25 protein-coding genes are annotated in these 25,353 nt (G+C 60.0%); 18 read left to right on the top strand and 7 right to left on the bottom strand.

The window, feature by feature from the left end; genetic code table 11:
* Positions 1 to 9: 9 nt before the first annotated feature.
* From VOI23_RS01310 to VOI23_RS01295, 4 genes are all read left to right on the top strand, one after another.
* Positions 10 to 1,806 carry a feruloyl-CoA synthase gene (locus VOI23_RS01310; protein ID WP_323780372.1) on the top strand — a complete coding sequence of 599 codons (1,797 nt, stop codon included), beginning with the start codon at positions 10 to 12 and terminating at the stop codon, positions 1,804 to 1,806.
* A 142-nt stretch (positions 1,807 to 1,948) separates the two neighbouring features.
* Positions 1,949 to 2,821, top strand: coding sequence for an amidohydrolase family protein (locus VOI23_RS01305; protein ID WP_323780369.1), 873 nt, complete (start codon positions 1,949 to 1,951; stop codon positions 2,819 to 2,821).
* Positions 2,822 to 2,905: 84 nt separating this feature from the next.
* Positions 2,906 to 4,468, top strand: coding sequence for an acyl-CoA dehydrogenase family protein (locus VOI23_RS01300; protein WP_323780365.1), 1,563 nt, complete (start codon positions 2,906 to 2,908; stop codon positions 4,466 to 4,468).
* A 114-nt stretch (positions 4,469 to 4,582) separates the two neighbouring features.
* Complete coding sequence (locus tag VOI23_RS01295; protein WP_323780362.1) at positions 4,583 to 5,557, top strand: SLAC1 anion channel family protein; 975 nt, start codon at positions 4,583 to 4,585, stop codon at positions 5,555 to 5,557.
* Positions 5,558 to 5,710: 153 nt separating this feature from the next.
* On the opposite strand, the gene VOI23_RS18550 is transcribed toward VOI23_RS01295, so the two are convergent.
* Both VOI23_RS18550 and VOI23_RS01290 read right to left on the bottom strand, forming a co-directional pair.
* Entirely contained in the window at positions 5,711 to 6,136 is a 426-nt protein-coding gene (locus VOI23_RS18550; RefSeq protein ID WP_416376493.1) for a GFA family protein, read from the bottom strand.
* Between the two features lie 213 nt (positions 6,137 to 6,349).
* The gene (locus VOI23_RS01290; protein ID WP_323780360.1) at positions 6,350 to 8,029 is read right to left on the bottom strand and encodes an acyl-CoA dehydrogenase family protein; all 1,680 of its coding nucleotides are present in this window, start codon (positions 8,027 to 8,029) and stop codon (positions 6,350 to 6,352) included.
* Positions 8,030 to 8,182: 153 nt separating this feature from the next.
* On the opposite strand from VOI23_RS01290, the gene VOI23_RS01285 reads away from it, so the two are divergent.
* Complete coding sequence (locus VOI23_RS01285) at positions 8,183 to 8,953, top strand: sulfite exporter TauE/SafE family protein (protein WP_323780357.1); 771 nt, start codon at positions 8,183 to 8,185, stop codon at positions 8,951 to 8,953.
* 3 nt (positions 8,954 to 8,956) lie between these two features.
* On the opposite strand, the gene VOI23_RS01280 is transcribed toward VOI23_RS01285, so the two are convergent.
* Complete coding sequence (locus VOI23_RS01280; protein ID WP_323780355.1) at positions 8,957 to 9,331, bottom strand: helix-turn-helix transcriptional regulator; 375 nt, start codon at positions 9,329 to 9,331, stop codon at positions 8,957 to 8,959.
* A 231-nt stretch (positions 9,332 to 9,562) separates the two neighbouring features.
* Between VOI23_RS01280 and VOI23_RS01275 the strand changes: the two genes are divergently transcribed.
* On the top strand, positions 9,563 to 10,447 hold the full coding sequence (locus VOI23_RS01275; protein WP_323780352.1) for a LysR family transcriptional regulator: 885 nt from the start codon (positions 9,563 to 9,565) through the stop codon (positions 10,445 to 10,447).
* A gap of 60 nt (positions 10,448 to 10,507) precedes the next feature.
* Positions 10,508 to 11,227, top strand: a complete 720-nt coding sequence (locus VOI23_RS01270) for a hypothetical protein (protein ID WP_323780349.1) — start codon at positions 10,508 to 10,510, stop codon at positions 11,225 to 11,227.
* A gap of 169 nt (positions 11,228 to 11,396) precedes the next feature.
* On the opposite strand, the gene VOI23_RS01265 is transcribed toward VOI23_RS01270, so the two are convergent.
* From VOI23_RS01265 to VOI23_RS01255, 3 genes are all read right to left on the bottom strand, one after another.
* A complete protein-coding gene (locus VOI23_RS01265; protein WP_323780346.1) occupies positions 11,397 to 11,834 on the bottom strand; it encodes a glyoxalase superfamily protein in 438 nt (145 codons plus the stop codon).
* Positions 11,831 to 13,228, bottom strand: coding sequence for an MATE family efflux transporter (locus VOI23_RS01260; RefSeq protein ID WP_323780343.1), 1,398 nt, complete (start codon positions 13,226 to 13,228; stop codon positions 11,831 to 11,833). Before VOI23_RS01260 ends, VOI23_RS01265 begins: the two co-directional genes overlap by 4 nt.
* Positions 13,229 to 13,503: 275 nt before the next feature.
* On the bottom strand, positions 13,504 to 15,102 hold the full coding sequence (locus VOI23_RS01255) for a phosphoenolpyruvate carboxykinase (protein ID WP_323780340.1): 1,599 nt from the start codon (positions 15,100 to 15,102) through the stop codon (positions 13,504 to 13,506).
* A 365-nt stretch (positions 15,103 to 15,467) separates the two neighbouring features.
* On the opposite strand from VOI23_RS01255, the gene VOI23_RS01250 reads away from it, so the two are divergent.
* From VOI23_RS01250 to VOI23_RS01220, 7 genes are read left to right on the top strand one after another with little or no spacing between them, the layout of a single operon-like run.
* Positions 15,468 to 16,169, top strand: a complete 702-nt coding sequence (locus VOI23_RS01250) for a response regulator transcription factor (RefSeq protein ID WP_323780335.1) — start codon at positions 15,468 to 15,470, stop codon at positions 16,167 to 16,169.
* A 2-nt stretch (positions 16,170 to 16,171) separates the two neighbouring features.
* Positions 16,172 to 17,887 (top strand): sensor histidine kinase, encoded by a 1,716-nt coding sequence (locus VOI23_RS01245; RefSeq protein ID WP_323780332.1) that lies wholly within the window; start codon positions 16,172 to 16,174, stop codon positions 17,885 to 17,887.
* A complete protein-coding gene (locus VOI23_RS01240) occupies positions 17,856 to 18,338 on the top strand; it encodes a serine kinase (RefSeq protein WP_323780329.1) in 483 nt (160 codons plus the stop codon). The genes VOI23_RS01245 and VOI23_RS01240 overlap by 32 nt, the downstream gene beginning before the upstream one ends.
* Before the next feature lie 3 nt (positions 18,339 to 18,341).
* Positions 18,342 to 19,292 (top strand): RNase adapter RapZ, encoded by a 951-nt coding sequence (gene rapZ / locus VOI23_RS01235; protein WP_323780326.1) that lies wholly within the window; start codon positions 18,342 to 18,344, stop codon positions 19,290 to 19,292.
* A 2-nt stretch (positions 19,293 to 19,294) separates the two neighbouring features.
* A complete protein-coding gene (locus VOI23_RS01230) occupies positions 19,295 to 19,690 on the top strand; it encodes a PTS fructose transporter subunit IIA (protein WP_323780323.1) in 396 nt (131 codons plus the stop codon).
* A 3-nt stretch (positions 19,691 to 19,693) separates the two neighbouring features.
* On the top strand, positions 19,694 to 19,972 hold the full coding sequence (locus VOI23_RS01225; RefSeq protein ID WP_323780320.1) for an HPr family phosphocarrier protein: 279 nt from the start codon (positions 19,694 to 19,696) through the stop codon (positions 19,970 to 19,972).
* 40 nt (positions 19,973 to 20,012) lie between these two features.
* Positions 20,013 to 20,888 (top strand): lysophospholipid acyltransferase family protein, encoded by an 876-nt coding sequence (locus tag VOI23_RS01220; protein WP_323780317.1) that lies wholly within the window; start codon positions 20,013 to 20,015, stop codon positions 20,886 to 20,888.
* Positions 20,889 to 20,964: 76 nt separating this feature from the next.
* Here VOI23_RS01220 and VOI23_RS01215 read toward each other — a convergent pair whose 3' ends face one another.
* Complete coding sequence (locus VOI23_RS01215; RefSeq protein ID WP_323780314.1) at positions 20,965 to 21,840, bottom strand: 3-hydroxybutyryl-CoA dehydrogenase; 876 nt, start codon at positions 21,838 to 21,840, stop codon at positions 20,965 to 20,967.
* A 161-nt stretch (positions 21,841 to 22,001) separates the two neighbouring features.
* Here VOI23_RS01215 and VOI23_RS01210 point away from each other — a divergent pair, with 161 nt between their 5' ends.
* From VOI23_RS01210 to VOI23_RS01195, 4 genes are all read left to right on the top strand, one after another.
* Positions 22,002 to 22,802, top strand: coding sequence for a DUF6473 family protein (locus VOI23_RS01210; protein ID WP_323780311.1), 801 nt, complete (start codon positions 22,002 to 22,004; stop codon positions 22,800 to 22,802).
* Between the two features lie 142 nt (positions 22,803 to 22,944).
* Complete coding sequence (locus tag VOI23_RS01205; protein ID WP_323780308.1) at positions 22,945 to 23,424, top strand: N-acetyltransferase; 480 nt, start codon at positions 22,945 to 22,947, stop codon at positions 23,422 to 23,424.
* 47 nt (positions 23,425 to 23,471) lie between these two features.
* A complete protein-coding gene (locus tag VOI23_RS01200) occupies positions 23,472 to 24,197 on the top strand; it encodes an esterase/lipase family protein (protein ID WP_323781824.1) in 726 nt (241 codons plus the stop codon).
* Between the two features lie 3 nt (positions 24,198 to 24,200).
* Positions 24,201 to 25,331 (top strand): alpha-D-ribose 1-methylphosphonate 5-triphosphate diphosphatase, encoded by a 1,131-nt coding sequence (locus tag VOI23_RS01195; protein ID WP_416376492.1) that lies wholly within the window; start codon positions 24,201 to 24,203, stop codon positions 25,329 to 25,331.
* Positions 25,332 to 25,353: the final 22 nt, after the last annotated feature.

The raw sequence follows: 25,353 nt of genomic DNA, 5'->3' as shown, positions 1-25,353 counted from the left end.
GAGGCAATCATGACAGACTATTCCATCACCGTCCCGCAGGACGTGATCACCGAAACGCGTGCCGATGGGGCATTGATCCTGCGTTCGTCCCATCCGATGGGCCCGGTGGCAGACACCACCGGCGACTGGCTGCATCAATGGGCGGAAAAAACACCCGATGCGGTTTTCATCGCGGAACGTCAGGGCGCGGGCTGGCGCGAAGTCAGCTATGCTCAAACGCTGGACATGGTGCGTAAGATCGCGGCTTGGTTGCTGGATCAGGGCTATGATCGGAAAGGCCCGGTCGTGGTGATGTCGGGCAATTCGGTCGATCACGGGCTGCTGGCGCTGGCGGCGCAATATGTCGGCATGGCGGTGGTGCCGGTGGCGGAACAATATTCGCTGATCCCCGGAGCGCATGAACGGTTACTTTATGTCATCGAAAAGGTCCGCCCCGGATTGTTGTTCGTTGACGATGCCGGCCGTTATGCGCAGGCCCTGAACATGCCGGAACTGGCCGGGTTCGACGTGCTGGCCAGCCAGACCGACGGCGCGCCGCGCGACGTGATTGCAATGGCGCAGGCGCTGAAGGGCGGGGCGGCGGATGTCGATGCTGCCCATGCGGCCGTCACCCCCGACACGGTGGGCAAGATCCTGTTCACCTCCGGGTCGACCTCGAATCCCAAGGGGGTGATCACCACGCATAAGATGATGTGCGTGAACCAGACCCAGATCGCCGATGCCTTCCCGGTGCTGCGGGCCAAGCCACCCAAAATCCTCGACTGGCTGCCGTGGAACCATGTGTTCGGTGGGTCGCATAATTTCAACATGATGCTGGCCAATGGCGGCGCGCTTTATATCGATGACGGCAAACCGACCGAGGCTCTGTTTCCGCGCTCTTTGGAAAACATGAAGATGCATACCGGAACTTTGGCCTTCAACGTGCCGGTGGGTTTTGCCCGTCAGGTCGAGGCGCTGAAAGCCGATCCCGAATTGCGCAAATCCTTCTTTACCGGGCTTGATTTCACCTTCTATGCCGGCGCGTCATTGCCGCAGGAAACCTGGCAGGCATTGGGCGATATGGCGACCGAAGTGACCGGTAAGGTGCCCTTGATGGTGTCGTCGTGGGGGATGACCGAAACCGCGCCCGCAACATTGATCGTGCATGAACGGGTGGACCGGTCTGGCATTATCGGCGTGCCGGTGCCGGGGGCTGAAATCAAACTGATCCCGGACGAAGATGGCCGCTACGAGCTGCGCTGCAAGGGGCCCAATATCATGCCCGGCTATTTCGAAGATCCGGAAAAGACGGCTGAAAGCTTCGATAGCGAGGGGTTCCTGATCACCGGCGATGCGGTGAAATTCGTCGACCCCGGCAATGCCGATCGCGGTCTTAGCTTCGACGGACGGATCTCGGAAGATTTCAAACTGACCTCGGGCACCTGGGTTCGCGCGGCCAGCCTGCGCAACGGCGTGTTGACCGCGCTGGACGGGCTGATCGGCGATATGATCCTGACTGGGCAGGACCGCGCCGAACTTGGCGTTCTGCTGTTCCCGGTTCAACCTGCTGGCGGTGCCGAGGGCGATATTGTCACCGATGCCGCGCTGGTCGCCGAGGTGCAGCAGCGACTGGCGAGGTTGGCCGAAACCGCCACCGGATCTTCGACCCGGATCGGCAAGGCGCTGATTTGCGCCGAGGCGCCGTCGTTGAAGGATCACGAAATCACCGCCAAGGGTAACCTGAACACGCGCAAGGTGCTGACCCGCCGCGCCGCGCTGGTCGAAAAGCTTTACGACGACGAAGACGCGGACGTCATCCGGGTCTGACCCCCGTCCGTTTCTTCTTGGCTCAAGGGCTCCGCCCGTTCGCGGGCGAAGCGCTCCCCCGGAGCGTTTCCTGGAAACCCGCTCACCCCGCCGGAGGCGTCCTGACGTTGCCAAAGGCGTAAATGATTGAAAGGACATCACAATGGTCGACATTTCCAAAGTCCGCGCCATCGACATCCACACCCATGCCGAGGAACCCTGCGGTTGCCATGCCGATGATGGCTATGACGAATTGCAAAGCACAATGGCGAATTATTTCGGCGCGCCGTGGCAGCACCCGCCGACCATCCCGCAGACCGCGCAGCATTACCGCGAACAGAATATCGCGGCGGTGATTTTCCCGGTCGATGCCGAACGCGAAACCGGTTACCGCCGTTACAAGAACGAAGAAGTGGCGGAACTGGCGGCGGAAAACGACGACGTGCTGATCCCCTTTGCCTCGATCGATCCGTGGAAGGGCAAGATGGCGGTGCGCGAAGCGCGCCGGCTGATCCGCGATTTCGGCATCAAGGGGTTCAAGTTCCACCCCACCTTCCAGGGGTTCTATCCCAATGACCGGATGGCCTACGATTTCTACAACGTGCTGGAGGAAGAAGGCGCAATCGCGCTGTTTCACACCGGTCAGACCGGGGTCGGATCGGGGATGCCCGGCGGCAACGGCATGCGGCTGAAATATTCCAACCCGATGTATCTCGATGACGTGGCGGTGGATTTCCCTGACCTGAAAATCATCATGGCGCACCCGTCCTTCCCCTGGCAGGAAGAGGCGCTTTCGGTCGCCCAGCACAAGCCCAATGTCTATATCGACCTCAGCGGCTGGTCGCCCAAGTATTTCCCCGAAATCCTGGTGCGCTACTGCAATTCGATCCTGCGCAAAAAGGTGCTGTTCGGGTCGGACTGGCCGATGATCACGCCGGAACGCTGGCTGTCCGATTTCGAGAAGATCAAGATCAAGGACGAATTGCGCCCCGACATCATCAAGAACAACGCAGCAAAGCTGTTGGGCCTGATGTAAGCCGGTTCCCCGGTTTCTTTTGAAACGATGTTCTCCGCCCCTGCCCGGGGCGGCTCACCCCCGTTTTGCCTGTAAGGACCTGCCATGAAACCCTTTGCAGCCCCTGTGGACGACATCCTGTTCACGCTTGAGAAGGTGGGGCGCGCCGATGCGCTGCCCGGTTGGGACGGCGACCTTATCCGCGAAATCACCCAGCATTTTGCCAGCTTCGCCGAAAGCGAAATCGCGCCCTCGGATGAACCGGGCGACCGGCAGGGATGCCGGTTGGACGGCGGCAGGGTCGCGATGCCGGACGGGTTTGGGGAGCTGTACGAGAGCTACGCAGACCAGGGTTGGCCGTCGCTGACCGTGCCGGAAGAATATGGTGGGCAGGGGATGGGTGGTATCGCTTTGGCCTGTACCTCGGAAATTTTCAGCGGCGCAAATCATTCGCTGCAGATGGTGACCGGGCTGGTGCCCGGCGCGGTGCGGGTGTTGCTGGAATACGGCAGCGAGGATCAGAAAGCCGCCTATATCCCGAAACTGGCCTCGGGCGAATGGCTGTCAACCATGTGCCTGACCGAACCCGGCGCCGGATCGGATCTGAGCCGCGTGCGCACCCGCGCGGCGCGGAACGGCGACGGCTGGCGGATCAACGGTGAGAAAATCTTTATCTCGGGCGGCGATCAGGACCTAAGCGACGGCATCTTCCACCTGGTGCTGGCGCGCACCGGCGATGCCGATAGTGGTGTGAAGGGATTGTCGCTGTTTGCCTGCCTGTCCGACCTGCCGGCTGGCGGGCGCAATGCCATCACCGTGACGCGGATCGAGGAAAAGATGGGGCTGCATGCTTCGCCCACCTGCCAGATGGCCTTTGACGGGGCAAAGGCCGAACTGATCGGCGATGAGGGCGCAGGACTGAAGGCGATGTTCACCATGATGAACCATGCCCGCATCGACGTGTCGCTGCAGGGCGTGGCCCATGCGACCCGCGCCTATGACATCGCGCGCATCTATTGCGCCGAACGGCAGCAGGGGCGTGGGGCGGACGGTGCGCCGGTGACGCTGGATCGGCACCCGGATGTGCGCAACATGCTGGACGAGATGCGGGCGCTGTCGCTGCTGGGCCGGGGGGTTTGCCATCTGGCGGTGGTCGAGCTGGAAAAGGGTGACGACCCGGCGCTGGTCGACTTCCTCACCCCGATCGCCAAGCATTTCTGCACCGAGGCCGCCAGCCGCGCCGCCGATTTGGCCATTCAATGCCTTGGCGGTTACGGTTACCTGCAGGAATACCGGGTCGAACAGGTCTGGCGCGACGCCCGGATCTGCCGCATCTACGAAGGGGCCAATGGCATCCATGCTCTGACCCTTGCCACACGGCTGGTGCAGGGCAATGCCGCCAGCGCCGCCGACCGGTTCGCCGATTTCGCCGCCGCCAATGCCGCCCCGGAAGAGGTCGATTTATGGACCCGGGCGCGCGACGCGCTGGCGGGGTCTTCCAACCCGGCCGGGCTGGCGGGGGATTTCATGGCGCTGTCGGAATGGCTGTTGCTGCGTTGCCTGGCGCCGCGCTTCGCGGGCCATGACGGGCAACCGCAGATTGCCCGCTTTCTAAACCGGAGCAACCATATCGGCGCGCTGATGAGCGGTCGTATCGCCACGGCTTGACCCATAAGGCGGCGGGTGCAAGAAAGATTTTGATTTAGGTCAATGCCCGTTCAGGGAACATATGCGATTGGCTGCATATAAATCGGCATGCCGCCGCTAGAAAAGGATATATCCATGACTGACGCCGTTCAGGCCCATCCCGGCAACCGGCTGGAACACTACCCGGTGACTTTCTTTGCCGTCGTCATGGGCATGTCGGGGCTGACGCTGGCGCTGCATGCCGCGGAACTGGCCTATGGGATTCATGGCAGTTTTTCCAATATCGCTTATGGCGCGACGGTGTTCTTCGCGCTGTTGATCGCGATGGGATACATCGCCAAGGCGCTGCAATACCCCGCTGCGGTGGTGGCGGAATGGAAACATCCCGTGCGGCTGGCCTTTTTCCCGGCGATTTCGATTTCACTGTTGTTGATCGCCACGGCGACATTGCCGCGCAATGCGCAGGCGGCCGAAATCTTGTGGTTGATTGGTATGGTGTCGCAGGGTGTTCTGACCATTGCGGTGATTTCCGGCTGGATTGGAGCGCGGGCGTTTCAGACCGGCCATCTCAGTCCGGCCTGGTTCATCCCGGCGGTGGGCAATGTGATCGTGCCGATTGCGGGCGTTCCGCTGGGCTATTTCGAGCTGAGCTGGTATTTCATGTCTGTCGGGCTGATTTTCTGGATCGTGCTGATGACGCTGGTGATGAACCGGCTGATTTTCCACGATCCGTTGCCGGGGCGGTTGCAGCCGACGCTGGTGATCCTCATCGCGCCGCCCGCCGTCGCCTTCGTGGCCTGGGTCAGGCTTTATGGCGAAGTCGATGCCTTCGCCCGTATCCTGCTCAATGGTGCTTATCTCTTTACCCTGATCGTAGCGGTGCAATTGCCGCGCATGGTCCGGCTGCCCTTCGCGCTCAGCTTCTGGGCGCTCAGCTTCCCTTTTGCCGCGGTGACCATTGCCAGCTTCAATTTCGCCGCCAATGCCCAAAGCCCGATTCACAAGTCGATCGGTTCGGGATTGCTGCTGGTCCTTCTGATCATCATCGCGGCGCTGTTGCTGCGTACCCTGAAGGCGCTGCGCAAGGGTGAAATCTGCGTGCCGGAATAACAGCACGGCGTTTCATCTTGCCCGAAATACTCCCGCCGGAGGCACCGGTAGAGCCGCAGGCCCGACCCAACTAAGAAGATCAGGCCTGCAAATCGTGTTTGTCTGTTTTGCGGACGAAGCTGCCTTCGAAAAGCCGCATCGCATAGGGGCAACTTAGTCTTCGGGCTTCCAATCTGGCTGTGTCGCGAAAGAAACGACCTCTTCTCCGAGCTGATCCCAATGAGGTTTGTCTCGCGTAAAAATAACGACCTCAACATCCAGTCCGCTAGCGTCGTCCATTGTGCCAAGCGATAGTGTTAGATGATCCGGCATTCGGGTATTTTTCCCATAAATTGGGCTACCGCAGTTCGCGCAGAATACCTTGGTAACCTCTGAGCCCTTATCAGATGAATAACTGAATTCACTTAGTTTTCCGCTCACTGCTACAGCATCTGATAAGAACATGGCACCCACGGTATGACCTGTTCCACTCAATCGGCGACACTCTTCGCAATGGCATTGAGCCACGACGACGGGCCGCCCACTAGCTATATATGTGACTTCGCCGCAAAGGCATTTTCCAGTGTATTTCTTTGTCATCCGCCAGAAACTACAGCGCGACTGGAGATACGCAACCCCAACGCGCGAGGCGGTTGGCGGGTTTAACATAGGTTGATGCTGTTGAGTGGACGGCCTGTCAAAAAGGGCTCGAAGCGGACCGCGCTGATAAGCGGATTTGGCCCGCCCCAGAAGCCGATAAAAAGCGCGGCCCCGTTGGGGCCGCACCGTTTGATAACATCCTGTAGTAAAATCTCAGCCCAGCAGACGCCGCGCGATCACCTGGGCCTGAATTTCGGCAGCACCTTCGAAGATGTTCAGGATGCGCGCATCGCACAGGATGCGGCTGATCTGATATTCCAGCGCGAAACCGTTGCCGCCATGAATCTGCAGCGCGTTATCCGCTGCCGCCCAAGCGACGCGGGCGCCCAGCAGTTTCGCCATCCCTGCTTCCAGATCGCAGCGCTGGTCATTGTCTTTTTCCCAGGCCGAGAAATAGGTCAGCTGGCGCGCCACCATGATTTCCACCGCCATCATCGCCAGTTTGTTAGCAACGCGTGGGAAGTTGATCAGCGATTTACCGAATTGCTTGCGATCTTCGGCATATTGCATCCCGACCTCCAGCGCGTTCTGCGCCACGCCGATGGCGCGGGCGGCGGTCTGAATGCGGGCGGCTTCGAAGGTTTTCATCAGCTGCTTGAAGCCCTGACCCTCGACCCCGCCAAGCAGGTTGTCGCCCTTGACCTTGAATTGATCAAATCCCAGTTCGTATTCCTTCATGCCGCGATAGCCCAGAACCTCGATCTCGCCGCCGGTCATGCCGTCGGTCGGGAACGGATTGGCATCGTCGCCGGGTGTTTTTTCGGCCAGGAACATCGACAGCCCGCGGTGATCGGTGCTGTCGGGATCGGTGCGTGCCAGCAGGGTCATCACGTGGGTGCGGGCGGCATGGGTGATCCATGTCTTGTTGCCGGTGACTTCGTAATCGCCGCTTTCGGTCTTCACCGCGCGCGTGCGCAGGCTGCCGAGGTCGGAGCCGGTATTGGGTTCGGTGAATACGGCCGTGGGCAGGATTTCACCGCTAGACAGTTTCGGCAGCCACTGTTCTTTCTGCGCGTCGGTGCCGCCAGCAAGGATCAGTTCTGCGGCGATTTCCGACCGGGTGCCGAGGGAACCTACGCCGATATAACCGCGCGACAGTTCTTCGGACACCACGACCATCGACGCCTTGGACAGGCCCAGACCGCCGAAATCTTCGGGGATGGTCAGACCGAAAACGCCCATTTCGGCCAATTCCTCGATGATCTCCATCGGGATGAATTCGTCTTTGAGGTGCCAGTCATGGGCGTTCGGGACGACCCGTTCATCGGCGTAGCGACGGAACTGATCGCGGATCATTTCCAGTTCTTCGTCAAGACCGGAAGCACCGAAGGTGGCGTGACCGGCATTGTCGCGCATCAGCGCGACCAGACGGGTGCGGGCGGCCTGACTGTTACCCTGCGCGATGAGCGTCGAGATCGCGTCGATCTCGAGCGAGGCAGCGTCGAGACCGAGATCGGCCAGACGGGCGATTTCGCCTTGGCTCATCGGGATCCCGCCCTTGATCTGGGCCAGATATTCGCCAAAGGCGATCTGGTGGATCAGCTGTTCCATGTCACCGAATTTTCCATCGGCCGCCAGACGCTCGGCCCAGGCCTGCATCTGGGTCAGCGACTGGCCATAGGTGGCCAGCCAGGACAGGCCATGCGCGGCAGCCTGATTGGCTTCGAGCGCGGTACCGGAAATGCGGCCATCCTGCGAGAGACTGTCACGCAAAGTGACAATGGCACTGTCCACCAGAGCCTTGACCGGGGGGACGGCCGCGCCGGTGAGCGTCAGAAGATCGGGAAGAATTACAGTATCGGTCATCGTCAAGTCCTGTCCGTCATGGGCCACGCATGGCCCTTGAATCATATCTTGAATTGCTGCGGTGTGACATAATCCTTTTGCAGTTGCAGCGCAACAAAAATACCCTTTTGGGTCGATAATGGATCGAAAATTACGTGTGATTTTGCAGCAGATGAAAGTGGAGATGTGCTAAGAGCCGGTATGGATACACTTTTTTCGATGATTTCGCCCGAAACTTTTGTTCTGGCCTTTGCGATCGCGCTGTTGGCCGGGTTTATCAAAGGCATGGTTGGATTTGCGATGCCGATGATTCTGATTTCCGGTCTCAGCAGCGTCATAGATCCGCAACTGGCCCTGGCCGGGCTGATCCTGCCGACGGTTGCGACCAATGGCTGGCAGGCGCTGCGGCAGGGCCGGGCGGCAGCCTGGCAATCGGTCAAGCGGTTCCGGGTGTTCATGCTGGTCGGGCTGGTGACGATCGTGCTCAGTGCGCAGCTGGTGCGGGTACTGTCGGCGGAAACCATGCTGTTGCTGATCGGGGTGCCGGTGTCGGCCTTCGCGCTGATCCAGATCTTGGGACTGCGGTTGAGACTGCCGGAAAACGGGCGTGGTCTGATCGAAGCGGCGATTGGCGGATTTGCCGGGTTGATCGGCGGCATGTCGGGGGTCTGGGGACCGCCGACCGTGTTGTATCTGACTGCGCTGGAAACGCCCAAGACCGAACAGATCCGCATTCAGGGCGTGATATACGGCCTGGGCGCGGTGGCGCTACTGTTTGGGCATATCGGATCGGGCGTGGTGAACCGCGACACCGCGGTGTTTTCCGCCGCTTTGCTGATTCCGGCATTGCTGGGAACCTGGGTCGGATTCCGGGTTCATGACCGGATCGATCAGGTCGCGTTCCGCCGGGTGACGCTGCTGGTGTTGTTCGTCGCGGCGCTCAACCTTGTGCGCCGCGGCCTGATGGGCTGACGATCAGACGTTGTTGGCGTCTTCGGCCGGGACGTAACCGGCGACCGCATCCACGAAAGAGCGGATCTGCGATTTCAGCCGTTCATCCTTGATCTTGCTGAAGACCGACGCGATGCGCGCGGTTTCTTCGTCGATCACCGGGGTGTTTTCGTCGGCGGTCTGATCGAGACCGTCGAAGAAATACGACGGCGGCACGTTCAGGATATTGGCAATCTCGAACAGCTTGCTGGCCGAAATCCGATTGCGGCCTAGTTCATATTTTTGAACTTGCTGGAACGAGATGTGCAATCCTTTGGCGACATCGGTTTGTGTCAGCCCGCGCAATACGCGAAGATTTTTAAGTTTCTTGCCTACGTGAACATCTACTGGGTGCGACATATCATTTTTCCATTTCAAACTACCAGAAGAAGAAAACAGCTTGGGGGGTTTCAATCAATTGATTATGAATTTTCTTGACGGGAACAGAAATCATCCATCAGTGTATGATTTGTGTTCCATTGTTAGTAACCCTATAATATTAAGGGAAAACAAATTGAACTATGTGAATATGATCATGAAATTAACCAAAAAGAGTGCATTGATTTTTCTGTGCCACCATAGGGGGGATTGATGGCAGAGCAGAAGAATCACCCATTGCTGTTCGAACTATTGCGTTCGTTTACCACTTTAGCAGAGACGCTCAACCTGTCGCGGACGGTGGAAAGGTTGAATTCCACCCGGCAAACGGTCCGGCGCCATATCAATATTCTGGAAGAGCTGAAGGGCGAGCAGCTTTTCGTGATTGTCGAACGGCAATACCAGCTGACCGATGCGGGACGTCGCAGTCTGCGAGAGGCAGAGGATATCCAGGCGCGCGGGGCGGCCTGGCTGAACGGCGAGGCGGGGCATGTCGGCGGGCTGTTCCACATTGCCAAGGAAGAACCGGGCGGTTGGTGCTATTATTTACAGCAACACCCGATCAGCGAAATTTGGTCCGGGCAAAACGAGCTGCTGAAGCAGGGGATAAGATACTGGACCGAGGCCGAAGGACGGATCGCGGACAAAGCCTTTGACCCGATCCGTGATAACCTGATGGTGTTCCGCAAAGCGGCAGAGGATTGGATCTGTACCGCGGTGGGCAGCAATTCATCCTACGCCACCTGGTATGGCTGGCGCTGGGAAAGCAGTTCGATCGGACGCGCGGTACCGTCCTTGCCGGGCGGGGACGCACATGCGGTGCAGCTGTCGCAGCCTTTCGAGGATGTCCGCGCCACCCAAGGGCTGCGATACGATCATGTACACACCATGATGAATCGTGGCGAAGAAGGTATTCCCGAGCCGATCAGTTTCAAGCGGTTGTTGCTGGGATGCCGTTATCCCGATGACAGCTTTGCGATGGTTTCGCTTGTGGTGCGCAGCTATGATTTACAGATCGAGGGCCTGTCACAGGACCGGATCGAATCCATGCCGAAAACCGAAGTGATGGAGGAGATTTCGGATCCGGACAGACGATAACCAAAGACATGTTAACTTTACGTAAGCATTCTTTCCCTGTGTCAAACACAGGAGAGAAGAATGACTATTCAAGATGTTTACGACGGGTCCCGTTACCTGACTGAGACTTTGAACACCCTGAAATCGCATCACCTGCATATCGAAGTAGGGGATGATTTCGACGCTTATGCGGAGATCGTAAAGGCCGGTCGCCCGGAACAACCGCTGGGCCCGCCCTTTGATCCGGAAAAACAATTTTTGCCAGCCGCCAGAGGCGTTTGGATCATTGGCCGGAATGCCAAAGGCGAGCTGGTTCATACCCAGGCGATGCGGCTTCTGGACCTTTGCGACCAGACTTTGGCGCGGTTCCTGCGGTCGCGGTTTGGCGAATTTCCGCCCGGCGGCGTCACCATCGATGGCGAAGGATCGTGGTTCCGTTCGGGGCCGGGCGCGGACAAGATCACCGGTCGCGCCGTTTACCATGGTGAGATGTGGATGAAGGATGATTCGGCCTATCGGGGCCGCGGATTGATCGATCAGCTGGCCAGATTTTCGTTTTTGACCGCGATGCTGCATTGGCAGCCCGATTTTGTTTTCGGCTTTATTCTGCGGTCGGTGGCGCGGCGCGGTCTGGCTGAACGGGAAGGCTATATGCATTGCGATCCTTATTGCCTGAGCTGGAAGATCGAGGGGCGCAATGAACCGCTGGACTGCAATATGGTGTGGATGGCGATGGAAGACCTGCGCCATATCATGCATGTGCCAATGAAGCAGATGGTCCCGGCAGCGGTAGAGGCCTGAGACAAGCAGGGCCATTATTGGCCCTTGCTAAGGGTGATCGGTGGGGGGAGGGGGCCCGCCATCGCGCAGCAAACGTGCCGCCGGTACGCTTGGGTGATCGGGGACTGCCTGCGGTCCGCGCCAGAGGGGGCGGGCGGCGTTTGGATCGACGGTCGGATGCGCCCCGGAGTCAGCCGTCCCGCGAGGGTCGTTTTTCGACGATCAGCTGCGGTACGCCATCCGATGTCCGGCTGGGAGACTGGCCATTTTCGTCGATGACGCCCTGAATATGGCGGCGCCAATTGGAGAAGCTGTCGAATTTGACCGTATCGACCGGATGATCGAGTTTGATCTTTATCCGGCAGTGTTTGCCTATTTTATCCAGAGCCAGAAGCTGGCCAGTGAATGGCTGGCCCAGATAGTGCCCCTGAACCGGTGTGTGCGGGGCAAGATCGTGAATGACCGGGCGCGCCAGCCGGGCGCGCAGCGTGTTCCAGTCGCGGGCACCGTGTTGCCGGGCGATGCGTTCCAGCGCTTCGGACTGGCGGATAGGGGTGCCCTGATCCGCCAGCGTCTGGCGCAGGGCTTTGGCCTGCGCCTTGGCTTCGACTATGCTCCGAAGGGTCATGCCTGCCTCGTTGTCATGGTCAATCCGAACCCCGGGCTTCTGGGGCCTTTGGTCACTGTACGCGCGACCAGCGTGGCTGCAAATACCAACACGATTGCATCGGCCACGGGGAAGGCGAACCAGATCGACGCCGGACCGGAAAGGGTGGTCCAGACGAGGATCAATGCCGGGCTGAGCAGGAACGGTTTGACCAAAGTCAGAACTGCGGTGCGGCCCGGTTGCCCCACGGCCTGAAAATAGAGGGCGAGAACGAGAACCGGACCGGCAAACAGGTAAAACAGAATCATCGGCCGCAGGATGTCCGCCACCTGTGCGGCCACCGCCCGATCCGCTACAAAGCCGAACCCGATCCGGGTACCGGCGGCAAGCAGGGCAAGTTCGACCACGAGGCAATAGGCAAACGCCACACCAAGCGCCAGCCGCAAAGCCGCATCGGACCGGGCGTAGTGCCCAGCCCCGACATTATTTCCCACGATGCTTTGGGTGGCGAGCGCGATGGCCATTTGCGGCAGGAACACGAAGCCCATGATCCGCGTCACGATCCCGTAGGCCGCGACGGTATCGGCGCTGCCCGCTGCCGCCGTCAGGTTCAGCACCGCGATCACGGTGGCCGACACCAGCGCCAGGCCGATGAAGCTGAGGCTGAGCGGCGCGCCCAGTGACAGCACGGTTTTCCAGTCGCCGTGCCAGCGGTGGCGGGTCAGCACCGACAGTGGCAGCAGGCTCCGGTCGCGCAGCCGCATCCCGATCAGAAGGATCAGCCCCAGCCCCTGCGCCAGAACGGTGCCCCAGGCCGATCCCGCGACGCCGAAATCGAACATCACGATCAGCACGTAGTCGAGGGTCACATTGGCCAGGGTCACGCCCACCGACAGCAGCGCCATGAAACCGGCGCGGCCTTCGTTGCGCAAGGCGTCGGCATGGACCCCAAGCAGAACCTGCACCGGCATGCCGAAGATCAGGATCGACAGGTAGACATGCGCCATTACCGCGATGTCGCCCTGCGCGCCGAGCAGATGGGCAAGCCCCCAGCGACCCGCGATCAGGAAGAAGACGATCAGACCCAGCGAAATGAACAGCGACAACCCGTGGGCGCGGGCAAAGATATTTGCGGCGGCGTCCTTGTCCCCGGCGCCCAGATGGCGGGCCAGCAGGCTGGACATACCGCCGCTGACAAGGGTGGTCAGGGCGATGGTGACCATCACCACCGGGAAGCCAAGGCTGACCGCGGCCAGTGCCCCGGCGCCAACAAAATGCCCCAGAAATGAGGCATCGACGACATTCAGCAGCCCGCTCATCGACATGACAAGCGTCATCGGCAGGGTATTGGTCAGAAACAGCCGTCCCATGGGAACGGTCAGGAAACGGTTATCAGCGGCGGGTCCGGACGACATCGCTCACTCCTCTCAAGAGGCATTTCAAATTCGATGGGGGCCTGCATTGCCCACCGTCGAAATGCTTCGAGGGTGAGGTGATCGTCGTTTCGGGCTTCACCGTGACTTGCGTCCGCAGGCGGCAGGTGCCCGACACCTTGGTCGCTGGTTAGTCGCATCGCTTATGGGTTGTCAACACTTGTGCTGGCATATCCCGTCGAACGGGGACGGGAGCAGAACGAAAAACGCCCCGACCGATGGCCGGGGCGCTGAAATGTCTGCGATGGCGTAACGGATCAGCCGATCGCGGCGGCTTTCACGTCTTCGTCGATGTAAGGCACGTACTGTTCGAAGTTGTCGGCAAACATCTGCACCAGCTTGGCGGCCTGCGCGTCATAGGCGGAAGCGTCCGCCCAGGTCTGGCGCGGGTCCAGCAGCGTGGTATCGACACCGGGTACCGCGACCGGAACGTCGAAACCGAAATTCACGTCCTTGCGGAATTCGACTTCGTTCAGCGATCCTTCCAAAGCGGCGGTCAGCAGGGCGCGGGTTGCCTTGATCGGCATCCGGCTGCCGGTGCCGAAGGCACCGCCGGTCCAGCCGGTGTTGACCAGCCAGCAGGTTGCGCCATGCTTGCCGATCTTTTCGCGCAGCAGGTTGCCATAGGCTTCCGGGCGGCGCGGCATGAACGGCGCGCCGAAGCAGGTCGAGAAGGTGGGTTCGGGTTCCACCACGCCGCGTTCGGTGCCCGGGGTTTTCGAGGTGAAGCCGGACAGGAAGTGATACATCGCCTGCGCCGGGGTCAGCCGCGCGATCGGCGGCAGCACACCATAGGCGTCGCAGGTCAGCAGGATCACGTTCTTGGGATGGCCGCCAAGCGCGCTGTCCGAGGAATTGGAGATGTATTCCATCGGGTAGGCGCAGCGCATGTTTTCGGTCAGGCTGGAATCCTCGAAGTCGAGATCGAAGGTTTCCGGGTCGAAGACCATGTTTTCGATCACGGTGCCGAATTTTTCGGTGGTGGCGTAGATTTCCGGTTCCGCCTCGGGGTTCAGGCCGATGGTCTTGGCATAGCAGCCGCCTTCGAAATTGAAGGTGCCGCGGTCGGACCAGCCATGTTCGTCATCGCCGATCAGGGTGCGCGCCGGGTCGGCCGACAGGGTGGTTTTACCGGTGCCCGACAGGCCGAAGAAGATCGCGGTATCGACCGGGTTGCCGATGGCGTGGTTGGCCGAACAGTGCATCGGCATGATGCCCTTTTCCGGCAGCAGGTAGTTCAGCAGGGTGAACACCGATTTCTTGTTCTCGCCGGCATATTCGGTGTTGCCGATCAGGATCAGTTTCTTGTCGAAGTTCATGGCGATCACGGTGTCGGAGCGGCAATCGTGGCGTTCCGGATCGGCCTTGAAGCTGGGGCAGTTGATGATGGTGAAGTCAGCGAGGAAATTGTCCAGCTCGGCGCGTTCGGGGCGGCGCAGCAGGTGGCGGATAAAGAGGCCGTGCCAGGCCAGTTCGGTCACCATACGAACATTGATCGCATGTTCCGGGTCGGCACCGCCGACCAGATCTTCGACGTAATATTCCTTGCCCTTCATATGCTCCAGCATATCGGCATAAAGGTTGTCGAAGCCTTCCGGCGACATCGCCGCGTTGTTTTCCCACCAGATGGTGTCGACCACACTGTCGGTTTTCACAACATGCTTGTCTTTGGGAGACCGGCCAGTGAATTTGCCGGTGGTCACCAGGAAGGCGCCGCCTTTGCCAAGGGTGCCTTCGCCGTTCTTGAGCGCGGCTTCGATCAGCGCGGGCTCCATAAGATTGTAAAAGACATCGCCCAGACCCGTGATTCCTTGATCTTCCAGCCGGAATTTCGGGTTTACCCGTCCAAATGTCATATTGCCAAGCTCCTGTAGCCGCGCGTTGGGCGGCGGTTGCCTACGGACCCCGAACTCCTCTTCCGGACCCGACCGGGCGCTGCACCCGATACCGGCCTCTTAACATGACGTTTCCATGAAGGAACAGGACGCTTTTACGCAGTTAGCGCAACCACTCAAAGGTTAGCGCAATCACGGCGAAAATCCCCTGTTTCTGTCCGGTCGTGAATCCCAGATGTGAGGCAAATTAGCCATTGGTTGAGGAAATTACCGCTAAATCTTGGGGGGCAAGGGGGTGATTCGCAGTTTCCGATTGATTGCCAAGGGGAAATTTGGGCATAATGAAGAAAAAAATAGGCAATAAGAGCAGTAAAAGGAATTATCCTATGTCGAAGATCGCCCTTGTGGACGATGACAGGAATATCCTGACATCGGTGGCCATGACTCTTGAGGCAGAGGGGTTCGAGGTCGAAACCTATAATGACGGGCAATCCGCGCTGGATGCGTTCAATCGCAAACTGCCGGATATGGCCGTTCTGGATATTAAAATGCCGCGTATGGACGGGATGGACCTGTTGCAGCGGCTGCGCCAGAAAACCCAGATGCCGGTGATCTTCCTGACCTCCAAGGACGACGAGATCGACGAGGTTCTGGGCTTGCGCATGGGCGCCGACGATTACGTCAAGAAGCCGTTTTCGCAGCGCCTGCTGGTCGAACGCATCCGCGCGCTGTTGCGCCGTCAGGATGTGATGGCGGGCAATGAAGTGACTGAAACCGAAGAAACCAAGGTGATCGAACGCGGCGAATTGCGGATGGACCCGCTGCGCCATTCGGTCAGTTGGAAAGGCAACGACGTGTCGCTGACCGTGACCGAATTCCTGCTGTTGCAGGCGCTGGCACAGCGGCCCGGTTTCGTGAAATCGCGCGATCAGTTGATGGATGTGGCCTATGACGATCAGGTCTATGTCGATGACCGCACGATCGACAGCCATATCAAGCGGCTGCGCAAGAAAATGCGCACGGCCGATCCTGAATTTTCCGCGATTGAGACCCTCTACGGCATTGGGTATCGCTATAACGAAGATTGATCATGGCGCTTGCTGAAGGAATAGTTTTGCGGGATTCTGGGTCACGGCATAACGGCGACGTGGTGCTGGGCGACGATTTCGTTGCCCCGGACAGCACCATCGACAAGGAACTGCGCGTTCGGCGGGAACGGCGCGGGTTCCTGTCGCTGAACCGGTCGCCGCTGACCCGCAAGATCATCACCTTTAACCTGATTGCGCTGAACATTCTGGTGGCTGGGGTTCTGCTGCTGAATTCCTCGCGTGATTCCTTTGCGGTCGAACGCGCCAATTCCCTGGTGGCACAGGCCGAACTGATTGCGGATGTGATCGAGGCGCAACTGCCCAAGGGGGCGCCGGTCAGCCTGATTGCGGGCGATGGTGTCGATGTGGCTGACACGCTGGCGGGGCTGGACCTGCACAGTGGAGTTGAGGCTTTTGTCTTTGATCCCGGCGCGTCTCTGATTTCCAGCGTCGAGGGACGGGGTCGCGCGCCGGTTGCGGACATGCCTGAACCCGGTCCGACCCTGATCACCGACGGGTTGTCGTGGATGTGGACCAAGCTGTCGGGCCTGTTCAATCCGAAATCGGCTTTGCCGCCGCTGCCCAGTATCGAGGAGCGGGCGCAACATTCTGCCGCCACCGCGCTGCAGAGCGGCACCCAGATTGATATGGGGAAGTCGCTTGAAGGCACTATTTTCACCGTAGCGACGCCGATCGAACAGGGCGGTCAGGTCGTTGGGGTCGTGGCGCTGACCAGCGCGGCGGGTGAAGTCGACATGCTGGTGCGAGCGCAGCGAGAACGCGTGTTGCAGATGTTCCTGATCGCCATTCTGGTATCGGTCGGGCTGAGTCTGGTTCTGGCATCGACCATCGCCAACCCGTTGGCCGATCTGGCCGCTGCTGCGGAATTGGGCGGGGCGCGTGACAGAAAACAGAAGACGGGTGGCCGCATCCGTATTCCCGACCTGACGGCCCGGCCAGATGAAATCGGACGGTTGTCCGGGGCGCTGCGCGGCATGGTGGGCGCACTGTATGACCGGATCGACAGCAACGAACAATTCGCCGCCGATGTCGCGCATGAGATAAAGAACCCGCTGGCCAGTCTGCGGTCGGCCGTGGGTACGCTGCGGGTGGCCAAGCGCGACGATCAGCGTGAAAAGCTGCTGGATGTGATCGACCATGATGTGCGCCGGCTGGACCGTCTGGTCAGCGATATTTCCAACGCGTCGCGGCTGGACAGCGAATTGGTCAAGGAAGAACAGGAAGCCTTTGACCTGATGAAGATGCTGGGCAATCTGGGTGAATATCTGGGCCAGCAGGCGGGCGAGCAGGGCGTTGATTTCATCACTGACCTGCCCGATCAGCCGATCGAGATCATGGGGCTGGAGGCGCGTCTGGCGCAGGTTTTCGTCAACCTGATTACCAATGCGATCAGTTTCTGCGAAGAAGGCGATGCGATCCGCGTCTGGGCCCGCAAGCGGGAAAACCGGGTTCTGGTGGTGGTCGAAGATACCGGTCCGGGCATTCCCGAAGAGGCGTTGACCAAGGTGTTCAAGCGGTTCTATTCGGAACGGCCCGAGAACCAGTTCGGCAATAATTCCGGTCTGGGGCTGGCGATTTCGAAGCAGATCATCGAGGCCCATGGCGGCGTGATCTGGGCCGAAAATATCCGCCCGACCGATGCCGATGCAACGTCGGAACCGCTGGGTGCGCGCTTTGTCGTCGGCCTGCCGGTCTGAGGTGGCGCGACCCGCCGACAGGCCAAATGACCAAGACTGCCTGATCCTTCATGCGACCACTGTGGTGCTGAACGGGCGCGCGGCGGTGATCACCGGGCGGGCCGGGGCCGGTAAATCCGGGCTGGCGCTGCAGTTGATGGCGCTGGGAGCGGGATTGGTGGCCGATGACCGGACCTGTTTGTGGCGCGAAGACGATGTCATCTGGGCCGATGCGCCGGGCGCGATACGCGGCCGGATCGAGGCGCGATATGTCGGCATCCTGTCGGTCGAACCGCAAGGCCCGGCCGAGGCGGTTCTATGGATTGATCTGGACCGGACAGAAACCGAACGTCTGCCGCAAGAAAAAAGCCTGACGGTGCTGGGCCTTGCCCGGCCTTTGCTGCACAATGTGCAGGCGCAGCATTTTCCAGCGGCGATTCTGCACTATCTCAAGGCAGTCAAACGGGATTGAGCGATGAGCGAGATCGAAAGCATAACCGACAGGGGCGGTCTGGTGCGGCAACGCATTGTTCTGGTCACCGGCCCGTCGGGCGCCGGGCGATCCACCGCGATCCATACGATGGAGGATCTGGGTTTCGAGGCGATCGATAACCTGCCGCTGAGCCTGTTGCCGCGGCTGCTGGAAGATCCGCCGATGGGGCGCGATCTGGTGCTCGGGCTGGATGTGCGCAACCGCGATTTTTCCGTCAATGCCCTGATCGAAACGCTGGACAGCCTGCGCGATGCGCCGGGATTGGAAACCGAGCTTCTGTATCTCGATTGCCGGTTCGACGTCTTGTTGCGGCGGTTTTCCGAAACCCGGCGGCGGCATCCGCTGGCCCCGGCCGAAGGCCCCGAACAGGGGGTGCGGCGGGAACTGGACCTGCTGGTTCCGATCCGGACGCGCGCGGATATTCTGATCGACAGCTCGGATCTGACCCCGCACGATCTGCGCGCCGAGGTCGGGCGGCTGATTTCGTCGGAAACCGGGGCGCGGCTGGCGGTGTCGGTGAATTCATTTTCCTACAAGCGTGGCTTGCCGCGCGGTATGGATATGGTGTTGGACTGCCGGTTCCTGCGCAACCCCTATTGGGACCCGTCGCTGCGCAGCCTGGATGGCCGCTGCGCTGCGGTTCGGGACTATATCGCCGAAGATGTCCGGTCCGGTCCCTTCTTTGATAAGGTTCTGGATCTGGCCCGGTTGTTGCTACCGGCGTATCTGGACGAGGGCAAAGCGCATTTCGCGATCGGGTTTGGCTGTACCGGAGGGCAACACAGGTCTGTCGCAATTGCGGAAAAGATGGCGCAGGCCCTTGCGGATGAAGGCTGGCAAGTGTCAACTAGACATCGCGAACTTGAACGAAGGCAGGTCGCCTTGCAGGCGACGCCATCGGAAATGGCCGCGAATGTGGATAAAGGAAGGTAAGCGTGATCGGTATCGTAATCGTCGCGCATGGGGGCTTAGCCCACGAATATCTGGCCGCGATAGAACATGTCGTCGGGCCACAATCGGGTATTCGTGCCATATCCATCGCGGCCGACCATGACCGGCTGCAGAAACAACGGGAAATCTGCGAAGCCGCCGATGCCGTCGATCAGGGGCAGGGTGTTGTTCTGGTGACCGATATGTTCGGCGGGTCGCCGTCGAACCTGTCTTTGATGGCTTGTCAGCCGGAAAACCGCCGAATTCTTTACGGTGCCAACCTTCCGATGTTGATCAAGCTGGCCAAATCCCGTCATCTTGGTGTAGCAGATGCTGTCCGCGCGGCGATGGAGGCCGGGCGCAAATATATCGACAGTCAAATCATAACCAAAGCACAATAACCAATGCCCGAAACAACCCTTCGCCGTCTCAAGATCATCAATGAAAAAGGGCTTCATGCCCGTGCTTCCGCCAAATTGGTGGAAGTTGTCGAAGGCTTTGACGCGACGGCAGAGGTATGCCGTGACGGAATGTCGGCCTCTGGCGACAGCATTATGGGGCTTTTGATGTTGGCAGCCTCCAAAGGAACCACTATTGAGGTTCAGACCTCCGGACCGGATGCGGAAGCGCTTGCCGATGCTGTCGAAGCGTTGGTCGCGGGCCGGTTTGGCGAAGAAATGTAAACGCGATTACGCGTGAATATGACGGTGCGGGGCGCGCGTGGTGAACTCAACTCACAACCATCAGATCGGCCAAGCGGGGCAGGGTGTGAATTTCACCACCTATGACCGGCGCAGCCTGACCTATGCCAGCACCTTTGACAGCTCTTTGACGGCGCTGACCATCAAGGCGCTGGAATGGATGACGGGCAAGATTTCCATTCTGCGAATGATCCGGGAATTCGAACGCCGGGGCTCCCCGGAGGGGCAGGCGTTCTGGGGTGCCTGCCTGGACGTGATGGGGATCGATTTCCAAACCCCGCAAGAGCAGATCGACCGCATCCCCGCCGAGGGGCCCGTGGTGGTGGTGGCCAACCATCCGCACGGGTTGGTCGATGGCATGATCCTGGCCGAACTGATTGGCCGCCGCCGACCCGATTACCGCATCCTGACCCGCGAATTGCTGACCGGCATCGACGAGGTCGCGTCGTCTTACCTGATCCCGGTCCCGTTCCCACATGAGGAAGATGCGCAGCGCAAGAGCGTGGAAATGCGTGCCGCCGCAATGGATTATCTGAAACAGGGCGGCGTGGTTAGCGTATTCCCGTCGGGTGTCGTGGCATCGTCAAAATCCATGATGGGCCCGGTGATCGAGGCCGATTGGAACGTGTTTACCGCGCAGTTGATCCGCCGTTCGGGTGCCACGGTGGTGCCGATCCGGTTCATGGGGCAGAATTCACGCTGGTATCAGATGGCGAACCAGATTTCGGCAACGTTGCGCCAGGGGCTGCTGCTGCATGAGATCGTGCATAGTTGCAACCGGCCGCAGAAACCCATTGTGGGCGCACCGTTGAGTGCGGCCCAGATGGAGCGGTTGTCTTCGGACCCGCGCGGGTTCATCGCATGGCTGCGGGACTATACGCTGGGCCTGAGCGACTGAGGACCTGAGCGACCGGGGACCCACCCGCCGTTCAACCGATTAAAGGCCTAACTGGGGGCATCCCGGCCCCCTGGGATTAGCGAGTCGGCACCGGGGTGTCGCCGCGATAATCGTAAAAACCACGGCCCGATTTACGGCCAAGCCAGCCCGCTTCGACATATTTCACCAGCAGCGGACAAGGCCGGTATTTGGTATCGGCCAGCCCGTCATGCAGAACGTTCATGATCGCGAGGCAGGTATCGAGCCCGATGAAATCGGCCAGTTCCAGCGGCCCCATCGGGTGGTTGGCGCCCAGTTTCATCGATTCGTCGATCGACTTCACGTTGCCGACGCCTTCGTAGAGCGTATAGACCGCTTCGTTGATCATCGGCACCAGAATCCGGTTGACGATGAAGGCGGGGAAATCTTCGGCGCTGGCAGCGGTTTTGCCCAGCCGTTCGACCACGCCGAGACAGGCTTTGTAGGTCGGTTCATCGGTGGCGATGCCACGGATCAGTTCGACCAGTTTCATCAACGGCACCGGGTTCATGAAATGGAATCCCATGAATTTTTCCGGCCGGTCGGTGCGGCTGGCCAGACGGGTGATCGAAATCGACGAGGTGTTCGAGGTCAGGATCGTGTGCGGTTGCAGATGCGGCAGCAATTCGTCAAAAATCGCTTGTTTGACGGTTTCGCGTTCGGTGGCCGCTTCGATGATCAGGTCGGTCTGGCCCAGATCGGTCAGCGTCAGCGTGGTGCCGATCCGCGCCATCGTGGCGTCTTTGTCTGCGGCGCTGATCAAGTCGCGGCTGACCTGACGGTCGAGGTTGCGCGCCACCAGCGCCAGCGCGGCGTCGAGCGCATCCTGACTGATATCGGTCAGCAGAACGTCGTACCCTGCCAGAGCCATGACATGGGCGATCCCGTTGCCCATCTGTCCGGCTCCGATAATGCCGATTTTCTGAATTTCCATGATGTCACCCCTCATTTACCCTTGTGACCATAGTCACGGGAGGGTCGGGCCTGCAAGACTGCACACCGGTCAAATCGCAAACAGCAAATTTTATGTTTAGTTCTTTTTCAACTTCTTGCCCCGAAGCTTTTGACTGGGCTTGAAAAACTTTGGTGGGAGCTATGCTTAACGAAGACGGCGAAGTCGCCGAGCTTGACTATGCGCCGTGTCATTACGGCAGATCGAAGTTACAATTCCGCGGGCCGGAACGCCCGGTTCTGCGGGACTATATTGCCTTTGTGGGCAGTACTGAGACCTATGGGAAATTCGTCGCCCGACCGTTTCCGGCGCTGGTTGAGGGTATGACCGGCACGGCCTGCCTCAATCTGGGGAGCGCTAATGCCGGGCTGGACAGCTTCATTCAGGACCCGACGGTCATTTCGCTGGCGCGGAATGCCCAGATGGTGGTGTTACAGGTGATGGGGCCACAGTTCATGTCGAACAGGTTCTATTCGGTGCATCCGCGCCGCAATGACCGATTCATCAAGGCCAATGTGCCGCTGAAACAGCTCTACCCGTCGATTGATTTTACCGAGTTCGCCTTTGTCGGTCACCTGATCCGCCGGCTGAAGAAGGCGTCGCCGCGCAAATTTCAGGTCTTGCGGCAGGGGTTGCAAGAGAACTGGACCCAGCGGATGAACATGGTGCTGCAACTGTTTGCACGACCGGTGCTGTTGCTGTGGCTGGACGATGCCGGGTTGAACCCGGCGGACCTGCTGGATCGGCCACTGCTGTCTCCGTTGGAAACAGACCGGGTCAAACTGTTGCGGATCGGCCCTGATCACTGGGTGTCAGCGCAGGGGCTGGATGGTATGGTCTTCGACAGGGGCGAGGCGCCGGCGGCGCATAATAGTCTCAGTTCTGCCTATCATCGACTTATTGCTCAGACCTTGACGCCTTTTGTGTTGCAGCGGTCCCGGTGAGGCGATTTCGTCACTTGCGAATAACAACCATTCGTTGTATTACCATAACGGTTTGAAATCTGAAACTTTTTTCAGTTCCGCCGTATGAGTTGGCAGAGGCTTATGGTTGAAAAGTGATGGGTGGCTTGGCCCGAGCAGTAAAATGATACGATATTTTGAATGGAACGACCGCGATCAAGTGTCGACATTGATCGGGCGAGCCTATGGCCGAAGTTACGAACCCTGGCTGGTCCAGGCCTTGCGGGAAAATGGCGATGTTGCCGCCGAATTCGTGATGGAAGAGGACGGGGCGGTGATAGGCTGCATCTGCTTCGCCGCGCATCCCGAACCGGTCGGATGGTGGAGCCTGTGCACCATCGCCGTGGCGGTCGCCTTGCAGGACAATGGCCGGGGCAGTGCTTTGGTGCGTCACGGGTTGGATGTCGCGCGGCGGCAGGGCGTACCGGCGATCACCGTATTGGGGCCGCTGGGATATTACCGCCGCTTCGGGTTCACCCGGGCGGCAGCGCGCAATCTGTCGACGCCGTTTTCCGAAGAAAACACGCTGCTTTATCCGATTCGGCCCGAGATGGCGGAAAGGGCGGGCGATTTGCGCTATCCGCAGGCGTTTTCCCGCCTTTGAGCAAGGCGGGGGTTTTGCGCGGGGCGCAGAGCGCCTATTTCGAGATAATGCGTTATGCGATCCTGATAGTGTTGTTGGCGATGCCGCTGCGGGCCAGCGCGGACTGCGTGGTGCTGTTGCACGGGCTGGCGCGGACGCAGAGTTCCTTTGTGTTCATGGAAAACGTGTTGCGCCACAAGGGATACGAGGTGGTGCGGCCCGGTTATCCTTCGACCGAGGAAACCATTTCCAATCTGGCGCTGGACGTGTTGCCGCGCGCGGTGGCGCAATGCCGTGAAAGGCCAATCCATTTCGTCACCCATTCGATGGGGGGGATATTGCTGCGCTATTGGTTGATCGGCCATGAAACCGAAATCGGACGGGTGGTGATGTTGTCGCCACCCAACGGCGGGTCGCAAGTGGTGGATATTCTGGGGCAACTGGAACCGTTCGGGTGGTTCAACGGTCCGGCGGGCAAGCAATTGCGCACCGGGGAGGCCGGGCTGCCGTCGCATCTGCCGAAGGTGGATTTTGAACTTGGGGTGATCGCAGGAAACCAGTCGCTGAACGCGATGTTTTCCGCGCTGATAGAGGGGCCGGATGATGGCAAGGTTTCTGTTGCCTCTACGCGGGTGGACGGGATGGCGGATCACATCGTGTTGCCGGTTACGCATACGTTCATGATGAACAATCCGATGGTGATTGCGCAGGCGCTGGAATTCATCGAAAAAGGGGCTTTCGATCATGGCCTGAGCTGGCCGGATGCGCTGCTGAAACTGTCCGAGGAGAACTGATCCGTGCTGGAGCTGGTGTTGAGCGGGGCAGAGCTGTTGTTGCCCGACGGTTTGGCGCGGGCGGATTTGGGAATTGCGGACGGTATTCTGACCGGGACCGGGGCCGGGCGGCGGGTGGATCTGAGCGGGTTCCGCGTTCTGCCCGGAATTGTCGATCTGCATGGCGACGGGTTCGAACGGCATCTGGCGCCGCGCCGGGGCGCGATGAAGGACCTGTCGGCGGGATTGGCATCGGCAGAGGCGGAACTGGCCGCGAACGGCATCACCACCGCCTATCTGGCGCAATTCTGGAGCTGGGAAGGCGGTATGCGCGGGCGCGATTTCGCGCTGCGGTTCCTGACTGCGTTACAGGGGTACCGCGGGCTGGGCACTGATTTGCGGGTACAATTGCGGTTCGAATTGTTCCTGTTGGACGATTATGCCGATTTCAACGCGACGGTGGCCGAATTCGGGGTCGATTACGTGGTTTTCAACGACCACTTGCCGCATGAGGCGCTGGCGCGGGGCAAACGACCACCACGATTGACCGGACAGGCACTGAAGGGCGGCCGCAGCCCCGAGGCGCATCTGTCGATGATGCGGGGCTTGCACAGGCACATGACCGCAGTTGCTCCGGCGGTGTCGGAGTTGGCGGCGGACCTGGCAGGGGCAGGCGTGGCGCTGGGCAGTCATGACGACGATACCGCATCACTGCGCTGGCAATGGCACAAGCGCGGGGTGACGATCGCGGAATTTCCCGAAACGAAGGCGGCGGCAGAGGCGGCGCGCAAGCTGGGCGATGCGATCCTTCTGGGTGCGCCCAACGTGGTTCGGGGCGGATCGCATTCCGGCAATGTCAGCGCCGCAGAGCTGGTGCGCGACGGGCTGTGCGACGGGTTGGCATCGGATTACCATTATCCAGCGCCGCGACAGGCGGCGTTGATACTGGCGGACGAGATCGGGCTGGAACCGGCCTGGGCGCTGGTTTCGCAGCGCCCGGCGCAGGTGCTGGGGCTGACTGATCGCGGCGTGCTGGAGGCGGGAAAGCGCGCCGATCTGCTGGTGCTGGATAGGGACGGCCGGATCGGCGCGACCATCGCCGGAGGACGGGTGACCTATCTGAGCGGCGCGGTGGCCGAGCGGTTCCTAGGCTAGAGCGCGCAGTTGTTCGGCAGCC

The organism is Thalassovita sp. (assembly GCF_034670005.1).
Lineage (GTDB): Bacteria > Pseudomonadota > Alphaproteobacteria > Rhodobacterales > Rhodobacteraceae > Thalassobius.
This window is presented reverse-complemented; position numbering and strand designations above follow the sequence as displayed.

What these genes read in the sequence shown, in the direction of transcription:
- VOI23_RS01310 (WP_323780372.1), top strand. Translation starts at nt 10, where the DNA reads ATGACAGACTATTCCATCACCGTCCCGCAGGACGTGATCACCGAAACG.
- VOI23_RS01305 (WP_323780369.1), top strand. Translation starts at nt 1,949, where the DNA reads ATGGTCGACATTTCCAAAGTCCGCGCCATCGACATCCACACCCATGCC.
- VOI23_RS01300 (WP_323780365.1), top strand. Translation starts at nt 2,906, where the DNA reads ATGAAACCCTTTGCAGCCCCTGTGGACGACATCCTGTTCACGCTTGAG.
- VOI23_RS01295 (WP_323780362.1), top strand. Translation starts at nt 4,583, where the DNA reads ATGACTGACGCCGTTCAGGCCCATCCCGGCAACCGGCTGGAACACTAC.
- VOI23_RS18550 (WP_416376493.1), bottom strand. Translation starts at nt 6,136, where the DNA reads ATGACAAAGAAATACACTGGAAAATGCCTTTGCGGCGAAGTCACATAT.
- VOI23_RS01285 (WP_323780357.1), top strand. Translation starts at nt 8,183, where the DNA reads ATGGATACACTTTTTTCGATGATTTCGCCCGAAACTTTTGTTCTGGCC.
- VOI23_RS01280 (WP_323780355.1), bottom strand. Translation starts at nt 9,331, where the DNA reads ATGTCGCACCCAGTAGATGTTCACGTAGGCAAGAAACTTAAAAATCTT.
- VOI23_RS01275 (WP_323780352.1), top strand. Translation starts at nt 9,563, where the DNA reads ATGGCAGAGCAGAAGAATCACCCATTGCTGTTCGAACTATTGCGTTCG.
- VOI23_RS01270 (WP_323780349.1), top strand. Translation starts at nt 10,508, where the DNA reads ATGACTATTCAAGATGTTTACGACGGGTCCCGTTACCTGACTGAGACT.
- VOI23_RS01265 (WP_323780346.1), bottom strand. Translation starts at nt 11,834, where the DNA reads ATGACCCTTCGGAGCATAGTCGAAGCCAAGGCGCAGGCCAAAGCCCTG.
- VOI23_RS01260 (WP_323780343.1), bottom strand. Translation starts at nt 13,228, where the DNA reads ATGTCGTCCGGACCCGCCGCTGATAACCGTTTCCTGACCGTTCCCATG.
- VOI23_RS01255 (WP_323780340.1), bottom strand. Translation starts at nt 15,102, where the DNA reads ATGACATTTGGACGGGTAAACCCGAAATTCCGGCTGGAAGATCAAGGA.
- VOI23_RS01250 (WP_323780335.1), top strand. Translation starts at nt 15,468, where the DNA reads ATGTCGAAGATCGCCCTTGTGGACGATGACAGGAATATCCTGACATCG.
- VOI23_RS01245 (WP_323780332.1), top strand. Translation starts at nt 16,172, where the DNA reads ATGGCGCTTGCTGAAGGAATAGTTTTGCGGGATTCTGGGTCACGGCAT.
- rapZ (WP_323780326.1), top strand. Translation starts at nt 18,342, where the DNA reads ATGAGCGAGATCGAAAGCATAACCGACAGGGGCGGTCTGGTGCGGCAA.
- VOI23_RS01225 (WP_323780320.1), top strand. Translation starts at nt 19,694, where the DNA reads ATGCCCGAAACAACCCTTCGCCGTCTCAAGATCATCAATGAAAAAGGG.
- VOI23_RS01215 (WP_323780314.1), bottom strand. Translation starts at nt 21,840, where the DNA reads ATGGAAATTCAGAAAATCGGCATTATCGGAGCCGGACAGATGGGCAAC.
- VOI23_RS01210 (WP_323780311.1), top strand. Translation starts at nt 22,002, where the DNA reads ATGCTTAACGAAGACGGCGAAGTCGCCGAGCTTGACTATGCGCCGTGT.
- VOI23_RS01205 (WP_323780308.1), top strand. Translation starts at nt 22,945, where the DNA reads ATGATACGATATTTTGAATGGAACGACCGCGATCAAGTGTCGACATTG.
- VOI23_RS01200 (WP_323781824.1), top strand. Translation starts at nt 23,472, where the DNA reads ATGCGTTATGCGATCCTGATAGTGTTGTTGGCGATGCCGCTGCGGGCC.